The 20,189-nt window shown below is 66.8% G+C and carries 14 protein-coding genes; 9 read left to right on the top strand and 5 right to left on the bottom strand.

Going from position 1 to position 20,189, the window contains the following annotated elements; all coding sequences use genetic code 11:
- Positions 1 to 51: 51 nt before the first annotated feature.
- The 4 genes from E6N53_RS11580 to E6N53_RS11565 form a co-directional block, all read right to left on the bottom strand.
- Positions 52 to 1,005: an isocitrate lyase/PEP mutase family protein gene (locus E6N53_RS11580; RefSeq protein WP_142859429.1), complete on the bottom strand. Its 954-nt coding sequence runs from the start codon at positions 1,003 to 1,005 to the stop codon at positions 52 to 54.
- A gap of 75 nt (positions 1,006 to 1,080) precedes the next feature.
- On the bottom strand, positions 1,081 to 1,722 hold the full coding sequence (locus E6N53_RS11575) for an isochorismatase family protein (protein WP_142859426.1): 642 nt from the start codon (positions 1,720 to 1,722) through the stop codon (positions 1,081 to 1,083).
- Between the two features lie 29 nt (positions 1,723 to 1,751).
- Positions 1,752 to 3,611, bottom strand: coding sequence for a hydantoinase B/oxoprolinase family protein (locus E6N53_RS11570; protein ID WP_142859424.1), 1,860 nt, complete (start codon positions 3,609 to 3,611; stop codon positions 1,752 to 1,754).
- Positions 3,608 to 5,671 (bottom strand): hydantoinase/oxoprolinase family protein, encoded by a 2,064-nt coding sequence (locus E6N53_RS11565; RefSeq protein ID WP_142859422.1) that lies wholly within the window; start codon positions 5,669 to 5,671, stop codon positions 3,608 to 3,610. Before E6N53_RS11565 ends, E6N53_RS11570 begins: the two co-directional genes overlap by 4 nt.
- A 156-nt stretch (positions 5,672 to 5,827) precedes the next feature.
- Between E6N53_RS11565 and E6N53_RS11560 the strand changes: the two genes are divergently transcribed.
- From E6N53_RS11560 to E6N53_RS11535, 4 genes are all read left to right on the top strand, one after another.
- Positions 5,828 to 6,481, top strand: coding sequence for a helix-turn-helix domain-containing protein (locus E6N53_RS11560; protein ID WP_142859420.1), 654 nt, complete (start codon positions 5,828 to 5,830; stop codon positions 6,479 to 6,481).
- A 142-nt stretch (positions 6,482 to 6,623) separates the two neighbouring features.
- Positions 6,624 to 8,912: a hybrid sensor histidine kinase/response regulator gene (locus E6N53_RS21040; RefSeq protein WP_201741128.1), complete on the top strand. Its 2,289-nt coding sequence runs from the start codon at positions 6,624 to 6,626 to the stop codon at positions 8,910 to 8,912.
- Positions 8,913 to 9,865: 953 nt separating this feature from the next.
- On the top strand, positions 9,866 to 10,945 hold the full coding sequence (locus tag E6N53_RS11540; RefSeq protein ID WP_142859417.1) for a glycerol dehydrogenase: 1,080 nt from the start codon (positions 9,866 to 9,868) through the stop codon (positions 10,943 to 10,945).
- A 167-nt stretch (positions 10,946 to 11,112) separates the two neighbouring features.
- Entirely contained in the window at positions 11,113 to 12,075 is a 963-nt protein-coding gene (locus E6N53_RS11535; protein ID WP_142859415.1) for an IclR family transcriptional regulator domain-containing protein, read from the top strand.
- A gap of 20 nt (positions 12,076 to 12,095) precedes the next feature.
- Here the strand turns inward: E6N53_RS11535 and E6N53_RS11530 are convergent, their stop codons facing one another.
- Positions 12,096 to 13,205: an ABC transporter ATP-binding protein gene (locus E6N53_RS11530; RefSeq protein WP_142859413.1), complete on the bottom strand. Its 1,110-nt coding sequence runs from the start codon at positions 13,203 to 13,205 to the stop codon at positions 12,096 to 12,098.
- Between the two features lie 186 nt (positions 13,206 to 13,391).
- Between E6N53_RS11530 and E6N53_RS11525 the strand changes: the two genes are divergently transcribed.
- The 5 genes from E6N53_RS11525 to E6N53_RS11505 all read left to right on the top strand — a co-directional run bounded on the left by E6N53_RS11525 (position 13,392) and on the right by E6N53_RS11505 (position 20,184).
- On the top strand, positions 13,392 to 14,711 hold the full coding sequence (locus E6N53_RS11525) for an ABC transporter substrate-binding protein (RefSeq protein ID WP_142859411.1): 1,320 nt from the start codon (positions 13,392 to 13,394) through the stop codon (positions 14,709 to 14,711).
- Positions 14,712 to 14,717: 6 nt separating this feature from the next.
- Positions 14,718 to 15,641, top strand: a complete 924-nt coding sequence (locus E6N53_RS11520) for a carbohydrate ABC transporter permease (protein WP_136592051.1) — start codon at positions 14,718 to 14,720, stop codon at positions 15,639 to 15,641.
- Complete coding sequence (locus tag E6N53_RS11515; RefSeq protein ID WP_136601597.1) at positions 15,638 to 16,483, top strand: carbohydrate ABC transporter permease; 846 nt, start codon at positions 15,638 to 15,640, stop codon at positions 16,481 to 16,483. Before E6N53_RS11520 ends, E6N53_RS11515 begins: the two co-directional genes overlap by 4 nt.
- Entirely contained in the window at positions 16,483 to 17,250 is a 768-nt protein-coding gene (locus E6N53_RS11510; RefSeq protein ID WP_142859409.1) for a YesL family protein, read from the top strand. The genes E6N53_RS11515 and E6N53_RS11510 overlap by 1 nt, the downstream gene beginning before the upstream one ends.
- A 132-nt stretch (positions 17,251 to 17,382) precedes the next feature.
- Positions 17,383 to 20,184 (top strand): glycoside hydrolase family 2 protein, encoded by a 2,802-nt coding sequence (locus tag E6N53_RS11505; RefSeq protein WP_142859407.1) that lies wholly within the window; start codon positions 17,383 to 17,385, stop codon positions 20,182 to 20,184.
- The last annotated feature ends 5 nt before the right edge of the window (positions 20,185 to 20,189 follow it).

Here is a 20,189-nt window from a genome sequence, read left to right as displayed (position 1 = left end):
GCGTTCGAGACGGTCGCAGGACGCGAGGCGCGAGGGCCCAGCGACGGTCGGTCAGTTCTCTTCGGCGTCGACCTCGTCGCCGAGCGAGCCCTCGTACTTGTCCTGCTCCTCGTCGGGGAGGTACGACCGCTCCCACTCGACGACTTCGGGGAAGCCGGAGAACTCGTGGAGGCTCCCGACCGGCTGTCCGTTGAACTTGTCGTCGATGCGGCGCATCCCCGCGACGGGGTCGTCGGCGAACGCGCTGAGGTCCTCGTGGACGTTCGCGATGGTCGACAGCGTCGCCGTAATCGGGAACAACACGACGTCGAAGCCCCATCCCGAGAGCGCGTCGAGTTCGACGTACGGCGACGAACCGAGGTCGCCGACGAAGTTGTACACGAGCGGGCCGTCGACCTCGGTGCCGACCCGCTGGAGTTCGGCCTCGTCGGTCGGCCCCTCGACGAACGCCACGTCCGCGCCGGCATCGAGGAAGTCGTTCGCCCGGCCGATCGCCTCGTCGAGAGAGCCGTCACCGGTCCCGCGGGCGTCGGTCCGGGCGATGAGGACGAACTCCTCGCCTCGCTCGTCGCGGACGTCCGACGCCGCTTGGATCTTCCCCACGGCCTCCTCGCGCGGAATCACCTGCCGGCCCTTGGTGTGTCCGCACCGCTTGGGGAACGTCTGGTCTTCGATGTGGATGCCGCCCACGCCCGCCTTGATGTACTCTCGAACCGTGCGGACGACGTTGGTCGCGTTGCCGTAGCCGTTGTCGGCGTCGGCGATGAGCGGCACGTCGATTCGCTCCTGGATGTTCGCGGCGTTCTCGATCATCTCGGGCATCGTGATGAAGCCCGCGTCGGGGTAGCCGATCTTCGAGAGGGACGTCCCGTAGCCGGTCATGTAGATGGTGTCGAACCCGATGACGTCGGCGACGGCCGCCGTCAGCGGGTCGTGGACCCCCGGACAGACGAGGAGGTCGTCGCTCGCGAGACGCGCACGGAGTCGCGCGCCGGCGTCGGTCATCTCGCCCCTCCGTGCGGACGCGGCGACGTCGTGGCGACGCCCGCTGTCACCGTCACCGACTCCTGGCGGCGTCGGTCAGTCATCGCCGTCCTCCGCGAGGTGGTCGAGGACGACGTCCGTCGTCACGACGTCGCCGTACTTCGCGTCGATGTCGAAGAGGTTCGCGTGGTGTGGGCCCTCGGCGCGGTCACCGACGGCGTCGGCGGGCACGATGGTCCGGTAGCCGTGCTGGAGGCTGTCGACGGCCGTCGCACGGATACAGCCGCTCGTCGTGACGCCGGCGAGGACGAGCGTGTCCACGCGGTCTGTCGTCAACTCCGTCTGGAGGTCGGTGCCGAAGAAGGCGCTCGCGTACTTCTTCAGGACGACACGCTCGTCGCCCTCGGGGGCGAGACGGTCGTCGACCTCGACGGCGTCGGTGCCGAGTCGGAGCTCCCGGAGCGCGGGGACCTTCTCGATGAACTGTCCGGCGTCGCCGTACGAGTCCTCGTACGCGACGGTCGTGAAGTACCGCGGCAGATTCCGGTCTCGAAACGCGTCGAGCAAGCGGGCCGTCCGGTCGACCACGTCGTCCACGTCCGACCCGAGGTCCGTCTCGGGGTCGGTGAAGGCGTTTATCAGGTCGATGACGAGGAGCGCGGGTCGGTCGCCGAGCCCGACGCTCGCGCCGAACGCCTCGTCGTCGTAGTCCGCATCGATGTCGTCTGGCCAATCCATGATGTGATAGCGAAAGGTCGTGGGGTGATTCAGCTGTGCCGGTTCTCGAACGTGTCTCGTTCCTCGCGGATGCGAGCCGCGAGCGTCTCCTCGTCGGGGAGCGGGCCGTAGTCGAACTGGCTGGGCTCCCCGCGGGACGAGCGGATCTCCTCGCGTCGCTCCTCGGTCGCGGCCTGGTCGACGGTGCCGTCGTCGGCGACGACGACGCCGTACTCCGCGCGCGCCGCGGCCGCGGAGACGAGCCCGCGCTCGACCTCGCCGGCGACGACCGTCGGCTCCCTGTCGAGTGGGTCGCCGAGCCCACCGCCACCGGCCGTGCTGAAGACGAGTTTGTCGCCCGCCGCGACGGCGACGTTCTCCACCTTCGAGGGGAGGTCCTCCTCGGTCCCGTCGGCGCGAAGCAGCCGTTTCTCGCTCGTCCCCCCGTACTTCCCGCCGTCGACGCCCCACGGGTACGTGTGCGCGCGGTCGTCCTGGAAGGTGATGGCACCGTCCTCTTCGAACGTGTAGACCTTGGTGATGCCGTGGCCGCCGCGGAACTCACCCGCGCCACCGGTGCCCGCGCGCGTGCTGTACTCGTCGATGGAGAGCGGGTAGTACGCCTCCTGGTACTCCGCCGGAACCGTCCGGAACATCGGCCACCACGAGTGGCCGTCGAGGCCGTCCCCACCGGGACGGGCCGGGATGCCCCCGTAGAGGATTTCGAGCATCTGGAAGTCGTTGCCGTCCGAGTCGGTCCCCGCGTAGACGAGGTTCGGCGACGTCCCGTAGCTGCCGGCGACGGAGAAGCCTTCGATGAGCTTCGAGAACGTCGCCTGGAGCACGTCGAACTGCCGCGCCATCAGCGGCAACCGGTTGCCGAGCGCCGCCGGGAACTCCGGCTGGAGCACCGACCCCTCGGGGAGCGTCACCTCGAAGAGGTCGTAGTAGCCGTCGTTGAACGTGAGCAGCGGGTCGAACGCCATGATGAGGAACACCCCGGTGAACATCTTGAACATCTTCTCGTTCAGGAGGAAGTTCACCGTCCCCGGCACCTGTTCGTCCGTCCCGGTCCAGTCGAGGTAGACGGTGTCGCCCTCGCGGTAGATTTCGAGGTGGAGTTTGATGGGCCCGTTGCCCAGGCCGTCGTCGTCGACGTGGTCTTCGAAGGTGTAGCGCTCGCCCTCGGGGACGAACTCGTGGATGAGGTCGATCATCCCGTCGCGGGTGCGGTCGAGAATCGCGTCGCACGCTTCGAGATACGTCTCCTTGCCGAACCTGTCGCAGAGTTCACAGATGCGTGTCTCGGCGGCTTTCGTCCCCGCGGCCAGGGCCTTGATGTCGGCCTCGGCGTGGTCGGGGAGGCGCGTGTTGTGCGCGAACGACTCGAGGAGTTCCTCGTCGATTACACCCTGTTTGTACAGTTTGACCGGCGGGAGGCGCATCCCCTCCTCGAAGATGGTCCGCGCCTGGACGGGCATGCTCCCGGGCGTCTTCCCGCCGACGTCCATCAGGTTCCCCCACTGGCTGGAGAAGCCGACGAGGTCGCCGTCGTAGAAGATGGGGCGCAAGAGGAGCATGTCCGGGGTGTGCGAGACCGCACCGGCGCACATGTAGGGGTCGTTCGTCGCGATGACGTCGCCGTCTTCGAGGTCGGCGCGGTCGAACGACGAGTTCTCGAGGATGGTCTCGATGGCCGACCCGAACTGCCCCATCACCATCCGTCCCTCGGCGTCGGCGATGAGGGGGAACTGGTCGGACTGCTCGCGGATGACGGGACTGATGGCCGTCGTCTCCAACACCCGGTCCATCTCGTACCGCGTGTTCGAGAGCGTGCTCTCGATGATGTCGAGGGTGGTCTGGTCGATGTCGTGCTCGCCGACGAACTCGGGGGTGTCGCTGTCGCTCATTGGGTCTCACCTCTGTTGATCTCGATGTTGCCGTAGCGGTCGACCGTCGCGACGTGTGCCGGCTGGACGACGACGGTCGAGTCGTCCTCCGTGATGACGGCAGGGCCATCGAGTTCGTTGCCCGCACGCAGTCGGTCGCGGTCGTACACCGGCGTCTCGTGGTACGCGTCGTCGAAGTACACCTCCGTGGTGTCGAGTTCGGCCGCGCTCGGGTCGGTGCCGGCCGCCTCGTGTTCTTCGATGGTGACGCCCTGGAGCGTCCCCTTCCCGATGACGCGGAGGTTCGCGATTTCGAGCGGGGCGTCGAGCGAGAAGCCGAACTGCCGGTCGTGTCGGGCCTCGAAGTCGTCTTTGATCTCCGCGAGGCCGGCCTCCCCGCGGAGGTTCTCGATGGCGACGGGAATCGACATCTGGATGTCCTGTCGGAAGTAGCGGCAGTCGGCGACGTAGTCGAAGGCGTGGTCGGCCTCGTCGACGCCTTCGGAGACGAGCCAGTCGCTCGCCTCCGCTTCGAGCGCGCGAAGCGCGTCGTAGATGTCCCCCCCGTCGACGTCCGCCTCGGTCTCGAGATACGTCTCGGCGAACTCGTTCTGGATGTCCGAGGTGAGGAAGCCGAACGCCGACATGACGCCCGGGCCGGGCGGGATGATGAGCGGGTACGCACCCATCACGTCGGCGAGCGCGTTGGCGTGCATGGGGCCAGCCCCGCCGAACGCGACGAGGCCGAACTCGCGCGGGTCGTACCCCCGCTCGACCGACACGACGCGCAGCGCACTGTGCATGTTCTCGTTGGCGATGTCGAGGATGGCCTGTGCGGCCTCCTCGACGGTCGTCCCTCGTTCCTCGGCGATAGTCGCGACGGCGTCGTGGGCAGCCGCTCTATCCAACTCCATCCGGCCGCCGAGTTGGGCTGACGACGGAATCCGACCGAGGACGACGTTCGCGTCCGTCACCGTCGGTTCCTCGCCGCCCTGGCCGTAACAGGCCGGACCGGGGTCCGCACCGGCGCTCTCGGGCCCCACCTGGAGCGAGCCGTTCAACTGCACCCGGGCGACCGACCCGCCGCCGGCCCCGACCGTGTTGACGTCGACCGACCGAGAGGTGAACTCCCGATAGCCGACTTTGGTCTGCCGTGTCGTCTCCGGGGTGCCCTCCTCGACGAGCGAGACGTCGGTCGAGGTGCCGCCCATGTCCAGCGTCAGGACGTCGGGGACGCCCTTCTTCGAGGCGATGGTCGCCGCGCCGACGACCCCGCCACTGGGACCCGACAGCGCGAGTTCGACCGGGCGACCCTTCGCGGCCGCGGTGCTCATCAGCCCGCCGTCCGAGCGGACGATGTTCATCGTCGCCGACGACCCGGCGTCGGCCAGCGACGCGTCGAGGTCGTCGAGGTAGTCGATGACGGTCGGCCGCGCGTAGTCGTTGATGACCGTCGTCAGCGTCCGCTCGTACTCGCCGTACTCGGGGACGATCTCCGAGGAGATCGACACCGGCAGCGAGGGTGCTTCCTCCTCGACGATCTCGCGGACGCGCTCTTCGTGGGCCGGGTTGAGATACGAGTTCAACAGCGCGACAGTGAGCGACTCGACGCCGGCGTCTGCGAGGTCGGAGACGGCCGCTCTGACCGCGTCCTCGTCGAGTGGTTCGGTCTCCGCACCCGAGGGGGAGGCGATGCTGCCGCCGACGCCACGCGTGTCGACGAGGTCCGCGAGCGGGTTCGGCTTCTCCATTCCCATCCACCCGTACAGCGGCCCGGGCGTCCACGCCCGGGCGAGGTGGAGGATGTCCTCGTGGCCGGCCGTCGTGATGAGGCCGACGCGCGACCCCGTCTCCTCTAAGAGCATGTTCGTCACGACGGTCGTGCCGTGGAAGACGAGGTCGAGTTCGGCGACGGACGTGTCCGCCTTCGCCGTCGCCTCCTCGATGCCGTGTAACACCCCCTCCGAGGGGTTCGCGGGCGTCGAGAGCACCTTGTCGATCGTGAGTTCGTGCGTCGATTCGTCGAAGACGATGACGTCGGTGAACGTCCCGCCGACGTCGACGCCGAGATTGTATGTCATGTGATATCGTTCGTCGTTGGTTTGCGGCGATTGATGAGTAAGGATTTCCCCAACAGCTGTTGGCGCATTATACGTGTGGGCGGGGGTTCGAAGACGTGTGGACGGCCGCACAGCTTTTTCATCGCGGGTTGTCTTCTCACCGGTAGACACCACACCATGTTCCTCGCGACGGTCCACTTCACCCAGCAGCGAGAGTGTATCCTCCGAGAGCTCACCGCCGAGGTCGACAGCCCGGTGCCGATCGAGATCGAGGAGATACAGGACGGCTTCGTGACGTTTGTGCTCCGCGCCGGTTCGCACGCCGACAGCTTCCAGACGGCGCTGGCGGCGGCCGACCACGTCAAACACGTCCAGCGACTCGACGCCGACAACCTCCTCGTGACCAAACCCTCCTGTGGGGCGTACTCGGCTATCTACCGGAACCACGGGACGCTTCGGCGGTCGAACACCATCTCGGGTCGCCAGCGGGAGTACAACGTGCTCGTCTTCCGGCGCGAAGACCTCAGAGCGATCATCGACGACCTCGAGGGGTTCGGGACGGTCACGCTCGGCAAACTCAAGCGGTTCAGAGCCGGAAGCGACTCGGCGCTGACCGATAGACAGCGCGAGGTCACGACGGAGGCGCTCGCACGTGGTTACTACGACTGGCCACGGAAGATAACGAACGAGCGACTGGCCGAGGAGCTAGGTATCAGTCGAGCGACGCTACACGAACACCTGCGAAAGGCCGAACGCACCCTGCTGTCGGCCGCACTGACAGACCGTCCCGAGCGGACCGCAGGCGGCCAGTTCACGCCGACGGAGTCGTGAGGCTCGCTCGACTCGTGTCTCGGTATCACCGACCGGCTCGCGTCGCGTGCGTCGACCTCTCGGTCAGCGTCGCTCGCACGGTGGACACACCGGGCGTGCACGTAGGTGACTATATGATGCCGCGAGGAGAAGCCCGCTACTAATGGAGGGTTCGATTCGGGTACTGGTCGTCGACGACGAGCCCCCGCTCGCACGGCTCGTCGCGGAGTACCTGCCGCGTGAAGACGACAGGCTCACGGTGGAGACGGCAACGGACGCACACGAGGGGCTCGACAGGCTCGAGCAGACGACCATCGACTGCGTCGTCAGTGACTACGACATGCCCGGCATGGACGGCATCGAGTTCCTCGAGACCGTCCGCGACGCGAATCCGACCCTCCCGTTCATCCTCTACACGGGGAAGGGGAGCGAAGAGGTGGCCGGCGACGCCATCTCCGCGGGCGTCACCGACTACCTCCAGAAGGAGACCGGCACCGACCAGTACACCCTGCTCGCCAACCGGATCACCAACGCAGTCGAGCGCACCCGGGCCGAACAGGCCCGCGACCGACATCTCGCGGCCATCGAGAACGCGACCGAGGGCATCAGCATCCTCGACGCCGACGGCCGCTTCGTCTACGTCAACGAGACCTACGCCGACCTGTACGGCTACGACACCGCGGAGCTGCTCGGCGAGCACTGGGAGCTGGTCTACCCCGACGAGGAGATTCCCGTCGCCCGCGAGCAGATCCTCCCGACCGTCGAACGCGAGCGATACTGGCACGGCGAGACGACCGGGCTCCGCGCCGACGGCAGCACGTTCGTCGAGGACCACACCCTCGCGACGACCGACGACGGCGAACTCATCTGCGTCGTCAGCGACATCAGCGACCGCAAAGCACAGGCGAGCGAACTCCACCGGCTCCGCGAGCGGTTCGAGCGGTTCGCGGACGTGGTCCCGAACGGGTTCTTCCTCGTCAGTGCCGACTACTCGGAGACGTACTTCGTCAACAGCGGCATCGAGGACATCTACGGGATTTCGGCCGCCGAGGCGGCGGCCGACCCCGAGACGTGGCTCCGACACGTGCATCCGGACGACCGCACCGAACTCCGACAGTCACTGCGCCGACAGCAGTGCGGCTCGGCCGAGTGGCCGGTCGAGCAGACGTTCCGCATCCAGCATCCCGCGCACGGGCTCCGCTGGGTCCTCACCCGGGTGCAGCCGATCAGAGACCAGACGAGTGCGGTCGTCGAACTCGCGGGGGTCGCGACGGACGTCACGGCGCGCAAGCGGCGCGAAGCAGACCTCGACGCGGCCAGAGAGCGGTACGAATCGCTGTTCGAGAACAACCCGCTCGCCATCTGGGAGGAGGACTTCTCCGAGACCAAAGCCCGTCTGGACGACCTCCGCGACGAGGTCGAAGACGTGGAGACGTACCTGTTGGCACACCCCGACGAGTTTCGACAGCTCCTCGCGACGGTCGACGTCATCGACGTGAATCAGAACGCGGTCGAGTACTACGGGGCCGAGTCGAAACAGGACCTCCTGGACTCTCTCGACCGGGTCTTCACCGAAGACGCGTACGAGGTGCTGGCTGCGGAGTTCGCCGCGATTGCGAACGGCGACAGACGGTTCAGAGGCGACACCGTCTACCGGTCGTTCGACGGCGAACGGCACGACGAGATGCTCGACCTGTACGTCCCCGAATCCGCGGCCGAGGACTACTCGCACGTGTTCATCACCGGAACGGATATCACCGAGCGCAAGCGGAAAGAGCGAGAGCTCCGTCGCGAGCGCGACCGCCTCGACGAGTTCGCCGGCTTCGTCTCACACGACCTTCGGGGGCCGCTGAGTATCGCGAGTGGGTACCTCGAACTCGCGTGTACTGAGTGTGAGAGCGACGCGCTCCCCGCCATCGGGCGGGCGCTCGACCGGATGGACCAGCTCATCACGGACCTGCTGACGCTCGCGCGCGAAGGTGAGACCGTCGGGGCGGTGGCTCCCGTCTCGCTCTGTGACCTCGTCCCCCGCTGCTGGCAGCACGTCGAGACGGCCGAGGCACGACTCGTGGTCGAGAGTCCGCCGACCGTCAGCGCCGACCGGAGTCGGCTGACGACGCTCCTGGAGAACCTGTTCCGCAACGCCGTCGAACACGGCGGCACCGATGTGACCATCACCGTGGGCGAACTCGTCGACGGCGAGGGGTTCTACGTCGCCGACGACGGGCCGGGCATCCCGCGCGCGGACCGCTCGACCGTGTTCGAGGCCGGCTACTCCAAACACAGCGACGGGACGGGGCTCGGTCTGGCCATCGTCGAACAGATCGCCGAGGCGCACGGCTGGGAGGTCTCGGTGACCGAAAGCACACACGGCGGCGCTCGGTTCGAGGTGACCGGAGACGACACCGGCCTCGAGACCACCACCCGTAACGAGACCCGAAACACCCACTGAGGCGGCCGCCGAACGGAGTCGGACGAGCCCGGTCCGGCGCGAAACGACACAGCGGTATTCGACCGTCTGGCACTGCACATATACAAAAGTGATTAGATAAACTTTCGGACAATCAGGAACGACGGCTCGTCGCTGTCCCGTGGGCTCACACAGGCACACGGCGGACGCCCACGACGTCGGCCGTGGCTCACTAACGGCCGGTGTGTCCGAGGGGGTGGGTGGCCGTCTCGCGAACGAGCGCCCGACGGAGACGACGTGTCCGCGGACGACTCGGCGGCAGAAGGACAGCCTCGGTCGCACGCCACGTGACGGACGGCGCTGCCAGCCGGGTCGCCGGTCGTCGCCACTGACTCACGGACGCAGTTCGAACGCGGCACGAATCCAGGCCACACGCTCCACGAAACCACCCGACTCCGTCTGGTCTCCCCGCCTACGCCGTCCCTCGAAAACTCCCGAATCCGAGAGCGGTCCCGCCTGTCGGCCCGGTTCCTGAGAGGCGCGGGTCGAAGACTCGTCCACCGATTCGCGTCGCGTCGTGTCGCAGGCCGTCGGGGGCGGAGATAGAGATGAGGAGCGACACCGGTAGATATTCAATCACTTCTATGACTTTAGCGACAGTAACCCCCATCGTCGACCACTGCCGAACGGCTCGAACCACCTCGTACGGTCGCCCCGAAGTAGCCCACAGACCCGGCCGTGGAAGGGAACCGACGTCACAGCCCGACCGTTCGAACTGGAGCCGACAGACGAAATTACACTGGTACGTCTGTAACGGAAACCCGGTCGGTGAAGCGGTGTCGGTGCAGCCTCGCCCTCTCGCGTTCGCGATGACACTCCCCCCACGTCCCGTTCTCTCATCTGGAACAGGTCGATTCCGTTCTGTTATCTGGAACGCCGGGTTCGGCGCGTGGTGTGTCAAAAGAGTCATACCCCCGTCGACTAACCTTCATCGCATGAAACGCTCGTTCGTCTCTCCGCCGCGGTATCTCCAGGGGCCCGGTGCACTCGACGAACTGGGCCGCCACGTGAACGACCTCGGGGGGCGTGCGCTTCTCGTCACCGACGACGTCGTCGTGGACGTCGTCGGCGCGGACGTCGACCGGTCGTTCTCGGCCGCAGGCACAGCGTATCACACCGCCCTGTTCGGCGGTGAGTGCACCGAGGACGAGATCGCTCGGCTCACCGAGGTGGCCCGCTCCGAGGAGACTGACGTGGTCGTCGGGATGGGCGGGGGGAAGGTCATCGACGTCGCGAAGGGGATTCGCGGACAGACTGGCGGAGGGCTCGTCACGGTCCCGACGGTCGCTTCGACGGACGCCCCGACGAGTGGGCTCTCGGTGGTGTACACCGACGACGGTCACATCGCTGGCGGACTCGTCCACCGCGAGCGTCCGGACCTCGTGCTCGTCGACACCGCCGTCATCGCTTCCGCGCCGCGTCGCTGGTTCGTGTCGGGCGTCGGCGACGCGCTCGCGACGCGCTTCGAGGCCGAAGCGACGATGAAAAGCGGCGGCCAGACGTTCGCGGGTGGACGACCCTCACAGGCGGGCGTGGCGTTGGCCGAGCGGTGTTACGATGTCCTCCGCACACACGCGCCCGCGGCCGTGGACGCCGCGGGCGACGGCACCGTGACGGAGGCGCTCGAGGAGACCGTCGAAGCGATCGTCCTCCTCTCCGGGCTGGGTTTCGAGAACGGCGGGCTCGCGGCTGCACACGCCGTCCACGACGGAATCGTCGCGGCGACGGAGACGACGGCCACCCACGGCGAGAAGGTCTGTCTCGGCCTGCTCACACAACTCGTCCTCGAAAGACGCCCGGACGAAACGGTCCGGGAGGTCGCCCGCTTCGCTCACGACCTCGGCCTGCCCGTGACGCTCGCCGACGTCGGTGTCGCTGCGGGTCGCGTCGAGGCCGTCGCCGAGGGGGCGTTCGGCGACGAGAGTTCGATTCACAACCAACCGGGCGACCCGACACCGTCGGCTGTGGTCGACGCGCTGTACGCGGCCGACGAACTCGGTCGGTCCCTCGAGTGAGCGGCGTTCGTGCGTCGCCAGCGTGGCGGCGGAATCTCACCTGATAGTTCGTGATTGTTTGTTCCAGGAGACGGATTTCATCTATCCTGTGTTCTCGACCAGAGAACGACACTGTGTGCGTTATCGCTATAAAAACGTATATATGACAACGTTCGGTATGTGGAGATATGGCAGGGACACAGGAGGACGAGGCGGGACGGACGGTGAAGACAGCGCGGACGACGTTCCGGGTGCTGGACGAGGTGACCGCCCGTGAACGGGCGGGCGTCACCGAACTCGCATCGGCGCTGGAGCTGTCGAAGAGCGCCGTCCACCGTCACCTCGCGACGCTGGTCGCAGAGGGGCTCGTCGAGAAGCACGATGGCGCGTACCGACGCTCGCTCCGCGAGACGGAGGGCGCCAACGTGGCGTTCGCCGTCGTGGAGGCGCTGAAGGAACTCGACAGGGCGACGCCCGCTCAGATCGCGTCGACCGTCGGTCGCTCCGAGGCGACCGTCTCACACTACCTCTCGTGGCTCGAGGAGAAGGGCTACATCACGAAGCAGGGGGACGTCTACAAGAACGGGCTGAAGTTCCTCGACATCGGCGAACGGGTGAAGTACGAGACCGGTATCTTCGACATCGCGGCCGAACAGGTCGACGAACTCGCCAGCGAGAGCGGTGAACTCGCCCTCTTGAGCGTGCTCGAACACGGACAGAACGTCCTGTTGTACAAGTCGAGCGGGGCCGACGCGATTCACACCGCCCACGAAATCGGTCTGCGGGAGCCACTGCACTGTAGCGGCCTCGGGAAGGCCATCCTCTCGGAACTCCCACGTGACCGTGTCGAACGCATCGTCGACGAACACGGACTCCCCGCGTTCACCGAACACACGATCACCGACAGAGCGACGCTGTTCGAAGACCTCGACCGCACACAGGAGCGGGGGTACGCGATCGACGACCAGGAGGCGAAACCGGGCATCCGGTGTATCGCGGCCCCGGTCGTCATGGGTGACCGTGAACTGTACGGCGCCGTCAGCGTCACTGCACCGCAGAGTCGGATGAAGGGTGACCGCTTCGAGCAGTCGCTCCCGGAGCTCGTGACAGGGGCAGCGAACGTCATCGAAGTGAACTCGATCTACCTCTAGGGCTGGCAGGCGACCGACGCTCAGGCGGGCTGTTCGACGACGGCCGTGTCCGCCTCGTGGACGTTCGTCTCCGTCTCGGCGTCGAAGAGGTGGATGGCCGACTCGTCGAACGTCAAGAGGACGCGGTCACCCGACGCCGGCCGCACGTCGGCGGCCGCACGGACGGTACAGTCCTGCCCGGCGAGGGTGACGTAGACGTAGTTGTCCGAGCCCACCGGTTCGACGACTTCGACCTGTGTCTCGACGGTGTTCGGGCCGGCCTCCGTGGCGATGCGGATGTCCTCGGGCCGGATGCCGAGGACGAGGTCGCTCCCGCCCGCTCGCGCCGTCCGCGCGAGTTCTTCGGAGAGTTCGTACTCGAACCCCTCGCCGACGAGCGTCGTCCCGTCGATTCGGACGTCGAACAGGTTCATCGCCGGGCTGCCGATGAAGTCGGCGACGAACAGGTTCGCGGGGTGGTTGTAGATCTCGTCGGGCGTGCCGACCTGCTGAATCGTCCCGTTGGCGATGATGACGATTCGGTCCGACATCGTCATCGCCTCCTCTTGGTCGTGGGTGACGTAGATGGTCGTCGTGTCGAGTTCCTCCTGGATGCGCTGGAGTTCGGTGCGCATGTGCATCTTCAGCTTCGCGTCGAGGTTCGACAGCGGCTCGTCCATCAAGAACACGTCGGGCTCGCGGACGATGGCTCGGCCCGTCGCGACACGCTGCTGCTGTCCCCCCGAGAGGTTCGCCGGCTTCTTCTCCAGGTGGCCCTCGATCTCGAGCATCCGCGCAGCCTCCGTGACCCGGCTGCTGATCTCGTCCTCGGAGAGGTCCGTCGTCAGGCGAAGCCCGTAGGACATGTTCTCCTTGACGGTCATGTGAGGGTACAGCGCGTAGTTCTGGAACACCATCGCGATGCCGCGGTCTCGTGGGTGGACGTCGTTGATGACGCGGTCACCGATGGAGATCTCACCGTCACTGATGCTCTCGAGCCCCGCGACCATCCGAAGCACGGTGGACTTCCCCGACCCCGAGGGACCGAGCACCGAGACGAACTCCCCGTCTCGGATCTGCAGGTCGACGTTCTCGACGGCGAGGACGTCGCCGTAGGTCTTCTTGACATCTCTGAATGTGACTCCGCTCATGGTCAACCGGTTGCACGTGTCCGGAGGAAACGTATATAATTTTTCATTGGGAACGCATCACCCGTTCGAAACCCGACGGAGACGGCCTCGTACGCGCGTCTAGCGCGGACGCGCCCCGTCCGCTGGAGGGTCTGCACGTCTTTCAATAACAACAATTATATACCGCGGTTCGAAAGTGGGTCAGTGATGGCTCGCAAGCAGAGCGACTCTTCGACGGGTAGACGCACGTTCATCAAGGCGGCGGGTGCAGCGGGCATCGCTGGACTCGCAGGGTGTACCGGTGGTGGCGGCTCCGGGAGCGGCGGTGGGAACGGCAGCTCCGCCGGGAGTTCCGGCTCCGGAACGACCACCCTCCAGTTCTGGACGCTGTTCGCCGGTGGTGACGGCGAGGCGATGAAGGCGATGGTGGACCAGTTCAACGCCGAACACGACTCGATTCAGGTCGAACGGCAGCGCCAGCCGTTCGCCGAGTACTACGACAAGCTGTTCACCGCGATGACAGGCGGGAACGCCCCCGACCTCGCCGTGTTCCACACGACCGAACTGCAGCGGTTCGTCCAGGCGATGCAGCCGCTGGGGGACCTGCTCTCGGACGGTGCGGGTGACGCGTACGTCTCCTCGATCTGGGACCAGACGCAGTACGAGGGCTCGCGCGTCGCCCTCCCGCTCGACACGCACCCGAACGGCCTCTACTACAACAAGGACATCTTCGAGGAGGCCGGCCTCGACCCCGAGAGCCCGCCGACCTCGTTCGCGGAACTGCAGGAGGCGGCGAACGCCGTCGAGTCCGAGACGGACTACCTGGCGTTCAGCCCGGACCCCTACAACCGATTCCAGGTCCGCCAGTACATCGCGTGGCTCCGCGGTCGCGGCGGCTCGTTCCTCTCGGACGACAAGACGAGCGCCGAGTTCGGCGGCTCCGACGGCGTCGCCCTCGGTGAGTTCTACGGCAACGTCACCGGGGACTGGGGGTGGGACCAGGCCGACGCGACGGAGAACCGCGGCACCAAGGCGTTCCGGTCGGGCGACATGGCGATGACCATCAACGGCACCTGGTACTTCGGCGTCCTCCAGCAGCAGGACTTCGACTGGGGGATGGCCAAGCCGTTCGTCGGTCCCGGGCAGGAGACCGACCTCACGTGGGCCAACAGCCACACGCTCGGCGTCCCCGCCGGGACGGACAAGGCACAGGCGGCCGCCGAGGTCGCCGAGTGGCTCACGCAGAACAGCCTCACCTGGGGGACGGACGCCGGGCACTTGCCCGCGTCGTCATCGGTCCTGCAGTCCGACGAACTCCAGTCGGCGACGGTCTGGGAGAAGACTCTCTCGACGTACAACGAGATGGCACAGAACGGCTCGCTCGCCTACATGCCGAGTACGGAGAACAACCAGGACTACCAGCGGCCGGTCAACAAGGCAATCCAGCAGATCTACTCCGGACAGGCGGCGGCCGCCGACGCCATCCCGACCGCCGCGGAGCAGGTCACGAGCAACCTCCAGGGATGACCGTCGATGGCAACTGAAGACCGTCTGTCGTTGGGCAGCAGGCTCCAGTCGATAGACCTCAGTGACGCCGAGACGCGCGACGGGATCCTGTTCGCGCTGCCGTACCTCGCGCTGTTCTCGGTGTTCTTGCTCTATCCGCTCGTGAAGGGCTTCTACATGAGCCTCTTCGACTGGAACGCGTTCGCCCCCGCCCAATCGGAGTTCATCCTCCTCGAGAACTACACGCGGATGCTGAGCGACCCGGCCTTCTGGAAGTCGGTCAGGGCCACCGTCGTGTTCGTCGTCCTGACCGTGCCGACGCTCGTCGTCCTCGGGCTGGCGCTGGCGCTTGGCGTCAACCGCGACGTCAAGGGCAAACGGCTCCTCCGGACCGTCTTCTTCAGCCCGTACGTGCTGACCGTCTCGGTCGTCTCGCTCATCTGGGCGGAGCTGTACGCCCCCCAGTACGGCGCGATCAACTACTACGTCGGCTACCTCATCGAGAGCCCGCCGTCGTGGCTGAACTCGTTCACCTGGGCGATGCCCGCGATCGCGATTGCGACTATCTGGTGGACGGTCGGGTTCAATTTCGTCATCCTGCTCGCGGCCCGCCAGAGCGTGCCGGAGCGCCTGTACGAGGCGGCGAAGATCGACGGCGCGAGCTCCTGGCGCGCGTTCAAAGACATCACGGTCCCGCAGATGCGGTCGGCCATCGTCTTCGTCACCACCGTCCAGTTCATCTGGTCGTTCCAGGTGTTCGGCCAGGCGTACATCATGACCAACGGTGGCCCGGGTGAATCCACCCAGACGCTCGTGATGTACCTCTTCCGGATGGCGTTCAACGAGGGGCAGTTCGGCTACGCGGCCGCTGTCGGCTACTTCCTGTTCTTCGTCCTGGTGGCGGTGTCGCTGGGGAACTACTACTTCGTCAGCGGAGGTGACACCGCATGAGCACCGTCGGGTCACACCGTCTGTCCCAGCGAGTCCGCTCTGTCGGCGTCTACGCCGCGCTGTACGGCGCGGCGGCGCTCTTTCTCGTGCCGTATGCGTACATGGTGTCGACCTCGATCAAACCCGAGCAGTACACGTTCACGAGCCAACCCTACTGGATTCCCCCGGAGCTCACGACCCGCTGGTACGAGGCCGTCCTCGCGGGCGCACCGATCATCCAGTGGGGGGTCAACACGTTCATCATCGCGGCGACCACGACGGTGCTCGTGGTCATCCTCGACTCGATGATCGCGTTCTCGCTGACCAAACTCGAGTGGCCGGGCAAGCGCATCGTGTTCACGATCATCGTCGCCTCGTTCATGGTGCCGGTGTTCGCGAACATGGTGCCGCTGTACACCATCATCACCGACTTCGGGCTCATCAACAACCCGCTGGCGGTCATCTTACCGTTCAGCGCGATGCCCATCGGCGTGTTCCTGTTCACGCAGTTCTTCAACGACCTGCCGGACTCGGTCATCGAGGCTGCGAAGCTCGACGGCTTCTCGACGTTCCAGATCTACTACAAGATCGTGTTACCGCTCATGAAGCCGGCCATCGCTGCGCTGTCGCTGTACACGTTCGTCTACACGTGGAACCAGTTCCTCTGGCCGCTCATCGTGCTCCAGGGACAACAGCAGTTCACCCTGCCCGTCGGCATCGTCACGATGCAGCCGACGCAGGTGTTCCAGCCGGGTGCGGAGATGGCGGGGACCTTCCTCGCGGTCCTCCCGCTGTTCGTCGTCTTCCTCATCCTGCAAGAACACCTGGTGAACGCCGTGCAGATGCAGGGGACGACCGGATAATGTCCGGGAGCACCCCCGCGGGCTCGTCTCGCGCCGTCGGGGCCGACGGCGACCGCGACGACCCCCGCTCCAGTCGGCGCGTCGTCGACCCAGAGACGTCGGTGTTTCGCCGCGGCACCCGCACCGACCAGGCCGACGACGACCACGACGACCGGCGCTCGAACGCGTTCGTCACTACGCTGAAGTTCGTCTACCGCCACAGCACGGCGCTCGTCCCGGCGAGTTTCCTCTGGGTCCTCTGCTCGCTCCCGCTCGTCACGGTGGGGCCCGCGAGCCTGGGCGTGTACGCGGTGGTGCTCTCGCTCCGGGAGACCGGACGCGTCGACCGAGAACGCGTCGTTGAGACGGTTCGGACGAACCTCGTCCCGGCGACGCTGCTGGGGTTCCTCCCCGTGACGTTCGTCGCCATCGCGTCGCTGTACGTCCTCACCGGACTGGCGAGCGGACTCGTCGGCACCGCCCTGACCGCCGTCGCGTTGTACGCGGGCCTGTACGTCGGGGTGTTGTTGATTCCGACGTTCGTGTCGATGGCCGGTGGCGTCGAGCCGCGGACCGCGCTCCGCGAGTCGTACGTGTGGCTCGCGGGGTCGCCGGTGACGGGTCTGCAGTTACTCCTCGTGACCGCCGCCTTGCTCGTCGCGACGGTCGGGCTCAGCGTGGGCTTCCTCCTGCTGTTCGCGGGCGTCACAGCCACGTACCACGTCGAGGTCATCGTCCGCACGACGGCCGAGGAGGTGGAGGCGCTCCCAAGTTTCGCGACACGGTGACGGCGGCACCCGGGTGCCCCTCGCGGCCGATTGCACGAGGCTGCGCGGTCGGACTCGACCGGGCTCTCCTCGAGATGCGCATAGAAAACTACATACAATGAATGCGAGAATGCAACGAATAACGGAGAGACAATGAGTATCGAACAACGAGAGGCGACAGCGACACAGCGGACGTCACGTTCCCTCGCGGGAAGCTGGACGTTCCGACTCGACCCCGACGACCGGGGGCGCGACGAGTCGTGGACCGCGACCGACGACTGGCGAGACGACGAGTGTCTGTCGGTCGACGTCCCCCACGCGTGGCAAGAGCTCGAATCGTGCCGTGACTACACCGGCGTCGCCTGGTACCGGCGACGCGTGACCGTCGACGACCTCCCCGAGACGCACGTGGCACGCCTCCGGTTCGGCGCCGTCGACTACGAGACGACCGTGTGGGTCAACGGCGTCGAGTGCGGCGGCAATCGGGGTGGGTATCTCCCGTTCGAGGTCGACGTCACCGAGGCGCTCGACCCCGGCGAGAACGTCGTGACGCTCCGGGTCGACGACCCCGAGAACATCGACGAGATTCCCCACGGGAAGCAGGGTGACCCCTGGTACACGCGGGTCAGCGGCGTCTGGCAGGACGTCACCCTCGAGACGCGGCCACAGACACACGTCGACGGCGTCCGCGTGACGCCAGACCTCGACGATGACAGTGCGACGGTCGACGTCGACGTCGTCGGTGTCGAGTCGGTCACAGCCCTCGACGCACGCGTCCACGTCGAGCGTGACGGCGACGTCGTCGCGGCGGCCGACCCGGTCACGGTCACCGAGACACCGGAGCACCCGGACAGGGGGCACGCGAGCGCGACGCTCTCACTCGACGACCCCGACTACTGGCATCCCGACGACCCCGTCCTGTACGACGTCGTCGTCGACCTCGTCGACGGCACCGACGCGGTCGACACGTACGCGGACTACTTCGGGATGCGGTCGGTCGACTTCGAGGGGCGGCAGCTGTATCTGAACGGCGAGCCGCTGTTCATCCGCGGCGCGCTCGACCAGGGCTACTACCCGAAGACGCTGTACCGCCCGTTCGAAGACGACCTCTTCGAGCGCGAGATAGAAACGGCAAAGACGCTCGGCTTCAACCTCCTGCGCAAGCACATCAAGCCGGCGCACCCCGACTGGGTGGAGGCCGCCGACCGCCTCGGCATCCTCGTCTGGGAGGAGGTCGCGAACCCCGCGCGGTACACCGAGCGCTCGAAGCACGAGGTGCGCGAGCAGGCGCGCGGCCTCGTCGAGCGCGACTACAACCGCCCATCGGTCATCGCGTGGAGCCTCTACAACGAGGAGTGGGGCATCGGCCACCACCACGAGGAGACGTACGTCTGGGACGACCCCGGCAAGCAAGAGACGCTCGGGCATCTCTACGAGGAGGCGAAGGCGTGGGACCCGACGCGGCTCGTCTGCGACAACTCCGGCTGGGCGCACGTCGCCACCGACATCAACGACTACCACCGGTACTTCGCGAGCCCGGACCGGTCGGCCGAGTGGGCCGCGGACCTCGACCACATCCTCACGCATCCGCACGAGAACTACGCGGCCGAGTGGACCGACCCCCACGAGACGCCCATCGTCGTCTCGGAGTTCGGGACCTGGGGTCTCTGTGACACCGACCGGCTCCGCGACGTGTACGACGGGAACCCGCCGTGGTTCTACCACCCCTTCCTCGTGCCCGAGGAGTTCCGCGGCGGCGACCTCGACAGCCACCATCTCCACCTCGAATCGGGCGTCCGACGGTCGCCCGCCGGCTTCGACGAGCGGTACGCGGACACCGCACTGCCCGAGATGTTCGACGACTTCGGCGAGGCCGTCGAGACCTGGCAGTGGCGCGAGTTCGTCTCGCTGAAAGACCAGATCGAGGAGCTGCGACGCCGCGACGAGGTTGCGGGCTACGTCGTCACCGAGTGGACCGACCTCGAGTGGGAGTTCAACGGCATCCTCGACTACCTGCGCGAGGAGAAGGTGTTCCACGACCGGCTCGTCGAGATCAACGACGCGCTCTGTGTCACCGCCGAGCCGGCGTCACACGTCGGCTGGGCGGGCGAACCGTTCGCGTTCGACCTCAGCGTCGTGAACGACACCGGCACCGGCGGTGCCGCAGCAGTCGAGTGGACTGTTCGCGACGGCGAGACGGTCGTCGCGAGCGGCCTCGAGGAGACGACGCTCGACCCGTTCGGGACGACCGACCTCGGGACCGTCTCGTTCGTCCCCGAGGCCGGTCGCGAGCCGACGCGGCTCACCGTCGACCTGGCCGTCGACGGCGAGGCCGGCAGTGCGACCAACCGCGAACACGTCGTCGTCGCGCCGCGGGCGCTCCCGACGACGCAGGACGTCCGGCTGTTCGTCGGTGACGACGCGCTGGCCGAGCGCCTCCGCGGTGCCCGGTACACGGTCGTCGACGACATCGACGCCGCGGACGTCGCCATCGTCACCCACGTCGGCGACCACGTCGGCGAGTTCGTCGAACACGGCGCGTCGGCGCTGCTCTTGCCGGGGAGAGACGAGTTCCACCCGCGGACGAACCTCTTCAGCTACCACGAACTCCCGCCGGGCGAGAACTGGAACCTCGCGTCGGCGATGTACGCCCAGAACAGCCCGCTACTCGAGGACCTGACCGGCGAGAAACGTCTCGGCTGGGCCTTCGAGGGTATCTTCCCGAACGCCGTCGCGACGGACCTCCACCGCGACTCCGACGAGGTCCACGTCGGCTACATCGAGGGCTGGATGGCCAACTGGGGCTCGCCGCTCGCCTTCCGCCGACTCGGCGACGGGACGGCGTGTACCTGTACGTTCCCGCTCGGCACCCAGTACGGCGACCACGCGGTCGCGACGGTGCTGTTCGACCGCCTCGTCGCCGACCTCGCCGCGCGGGAAGCCACCGCAGAGTGAGCACC

Origin of the sequence: Salinigranum halophilum, assembly GCF_007004735.1 — an archaeon.
Lineage (GTDB): Archaea > Halobacteriota > Halobacteria > Halobacteriales > Haloferacaceae > Salinigranum > Salinigranum halophilum.
Note: the sequence above shows the minus strand (reverse complement) of the source record. Positions and strands in the feature narration are given on the sequence as shown.

Coding starts and splice junctions, on each gene's coding strand:
- E6N53_RS11580 (WP_142859429.1), bottom strand. CDS start 1,005: ATGACCGACGCCGGCGCGCGACTCCGTGCGCGTCTCGCGAGCGACGAC.
- E6N53_RS11575 (WP_142859426.1), bottom strand. CDS start 1,722: ATGGATTGGCCAGACGACATCGATGCGGACTACGACGACGAGGCGTTC.
- E6N53_RS11570 (WP_142859424.1), bottom strand. CDS start 3,611: ATGAGCGACAGCGACACCCCCGAGTTCGTCGGCGAGCACGACATCGAC.
- E6N53_RS11565 (WP_142859422.1), bottom strand. CDS start 5,671: ATGACATACAATCTCGGCGTCGACGTCGGCGGGACGTTCACCGACGTC.
- E6N53_RS11560 (WP_142859420.1), top strand. CDS start 5,828: ATGTTCCTCGCGACGGTCCACTTCACCCAGCAGCGAGAGTGTATCCTC.
- E6N53_RS21040 (WP_201741128.1), top strand. CDS start 6,624: ATGGAGGGTTCGATTCGGGTACTGGTCGTCGACGACGAGCCCCCGCTC.
- E6N53_RS11540 (WP_142859417.1), top strand. CDS start 9,866: ATGAAACGCTCGTTCGTCTCTCCGCCGCGGTATCTCCAGGGGCCCGGT.
- E6N53_RS11535 (WP_142859415.1), top strand. CDS start 11,113: ATGGCAGGGACACAGGAGGACGAGGCGGGACGGACGGTGAAGACAGCG.
- E6N53_RS11530 (WP_142859413.1), bottom strand. CDS start 13,205: ATGAGCGGAGTCACATTCAGAGATGTCAAGAAGACCTACGGCGACGTC.
- E6N53_RS11525 (WP_142859411.1), top strand. CDS start 13,392: ATGGCTCGCAAGCAGAGCGACTCTTCGACGGGTAGACGCACGTTCATC.
- E6N53_RS11520 (WP_136592051.1), top strand. CDS start 14,718: ATGGCAACTGAAGACCGTCTGTCGTTGGGCAGCAGGCTCCAGTCGATA.
- E6N53_RS11515 (WP_136601597.1), top strand. CDS start 15,638: ATGAGCACCGTCGGGTCACACCGTCTGTCCCAGCGAGTCCGCTCTGTC.
- E6N53_RS11510 (WP_142859409.1), top strand. CDS start 16,483: ATGTCCGGGAGCACCCCCGCGGGCTCGTCTCGCGCCGTCGGGGCCGAC.
- E6N53_RS11505 (WP_142859407.1), top strand. CDS start 17,383: ATGAGTATCGAACAACGAGAGGCGACAGCGACACAGCGGACGTCACGT.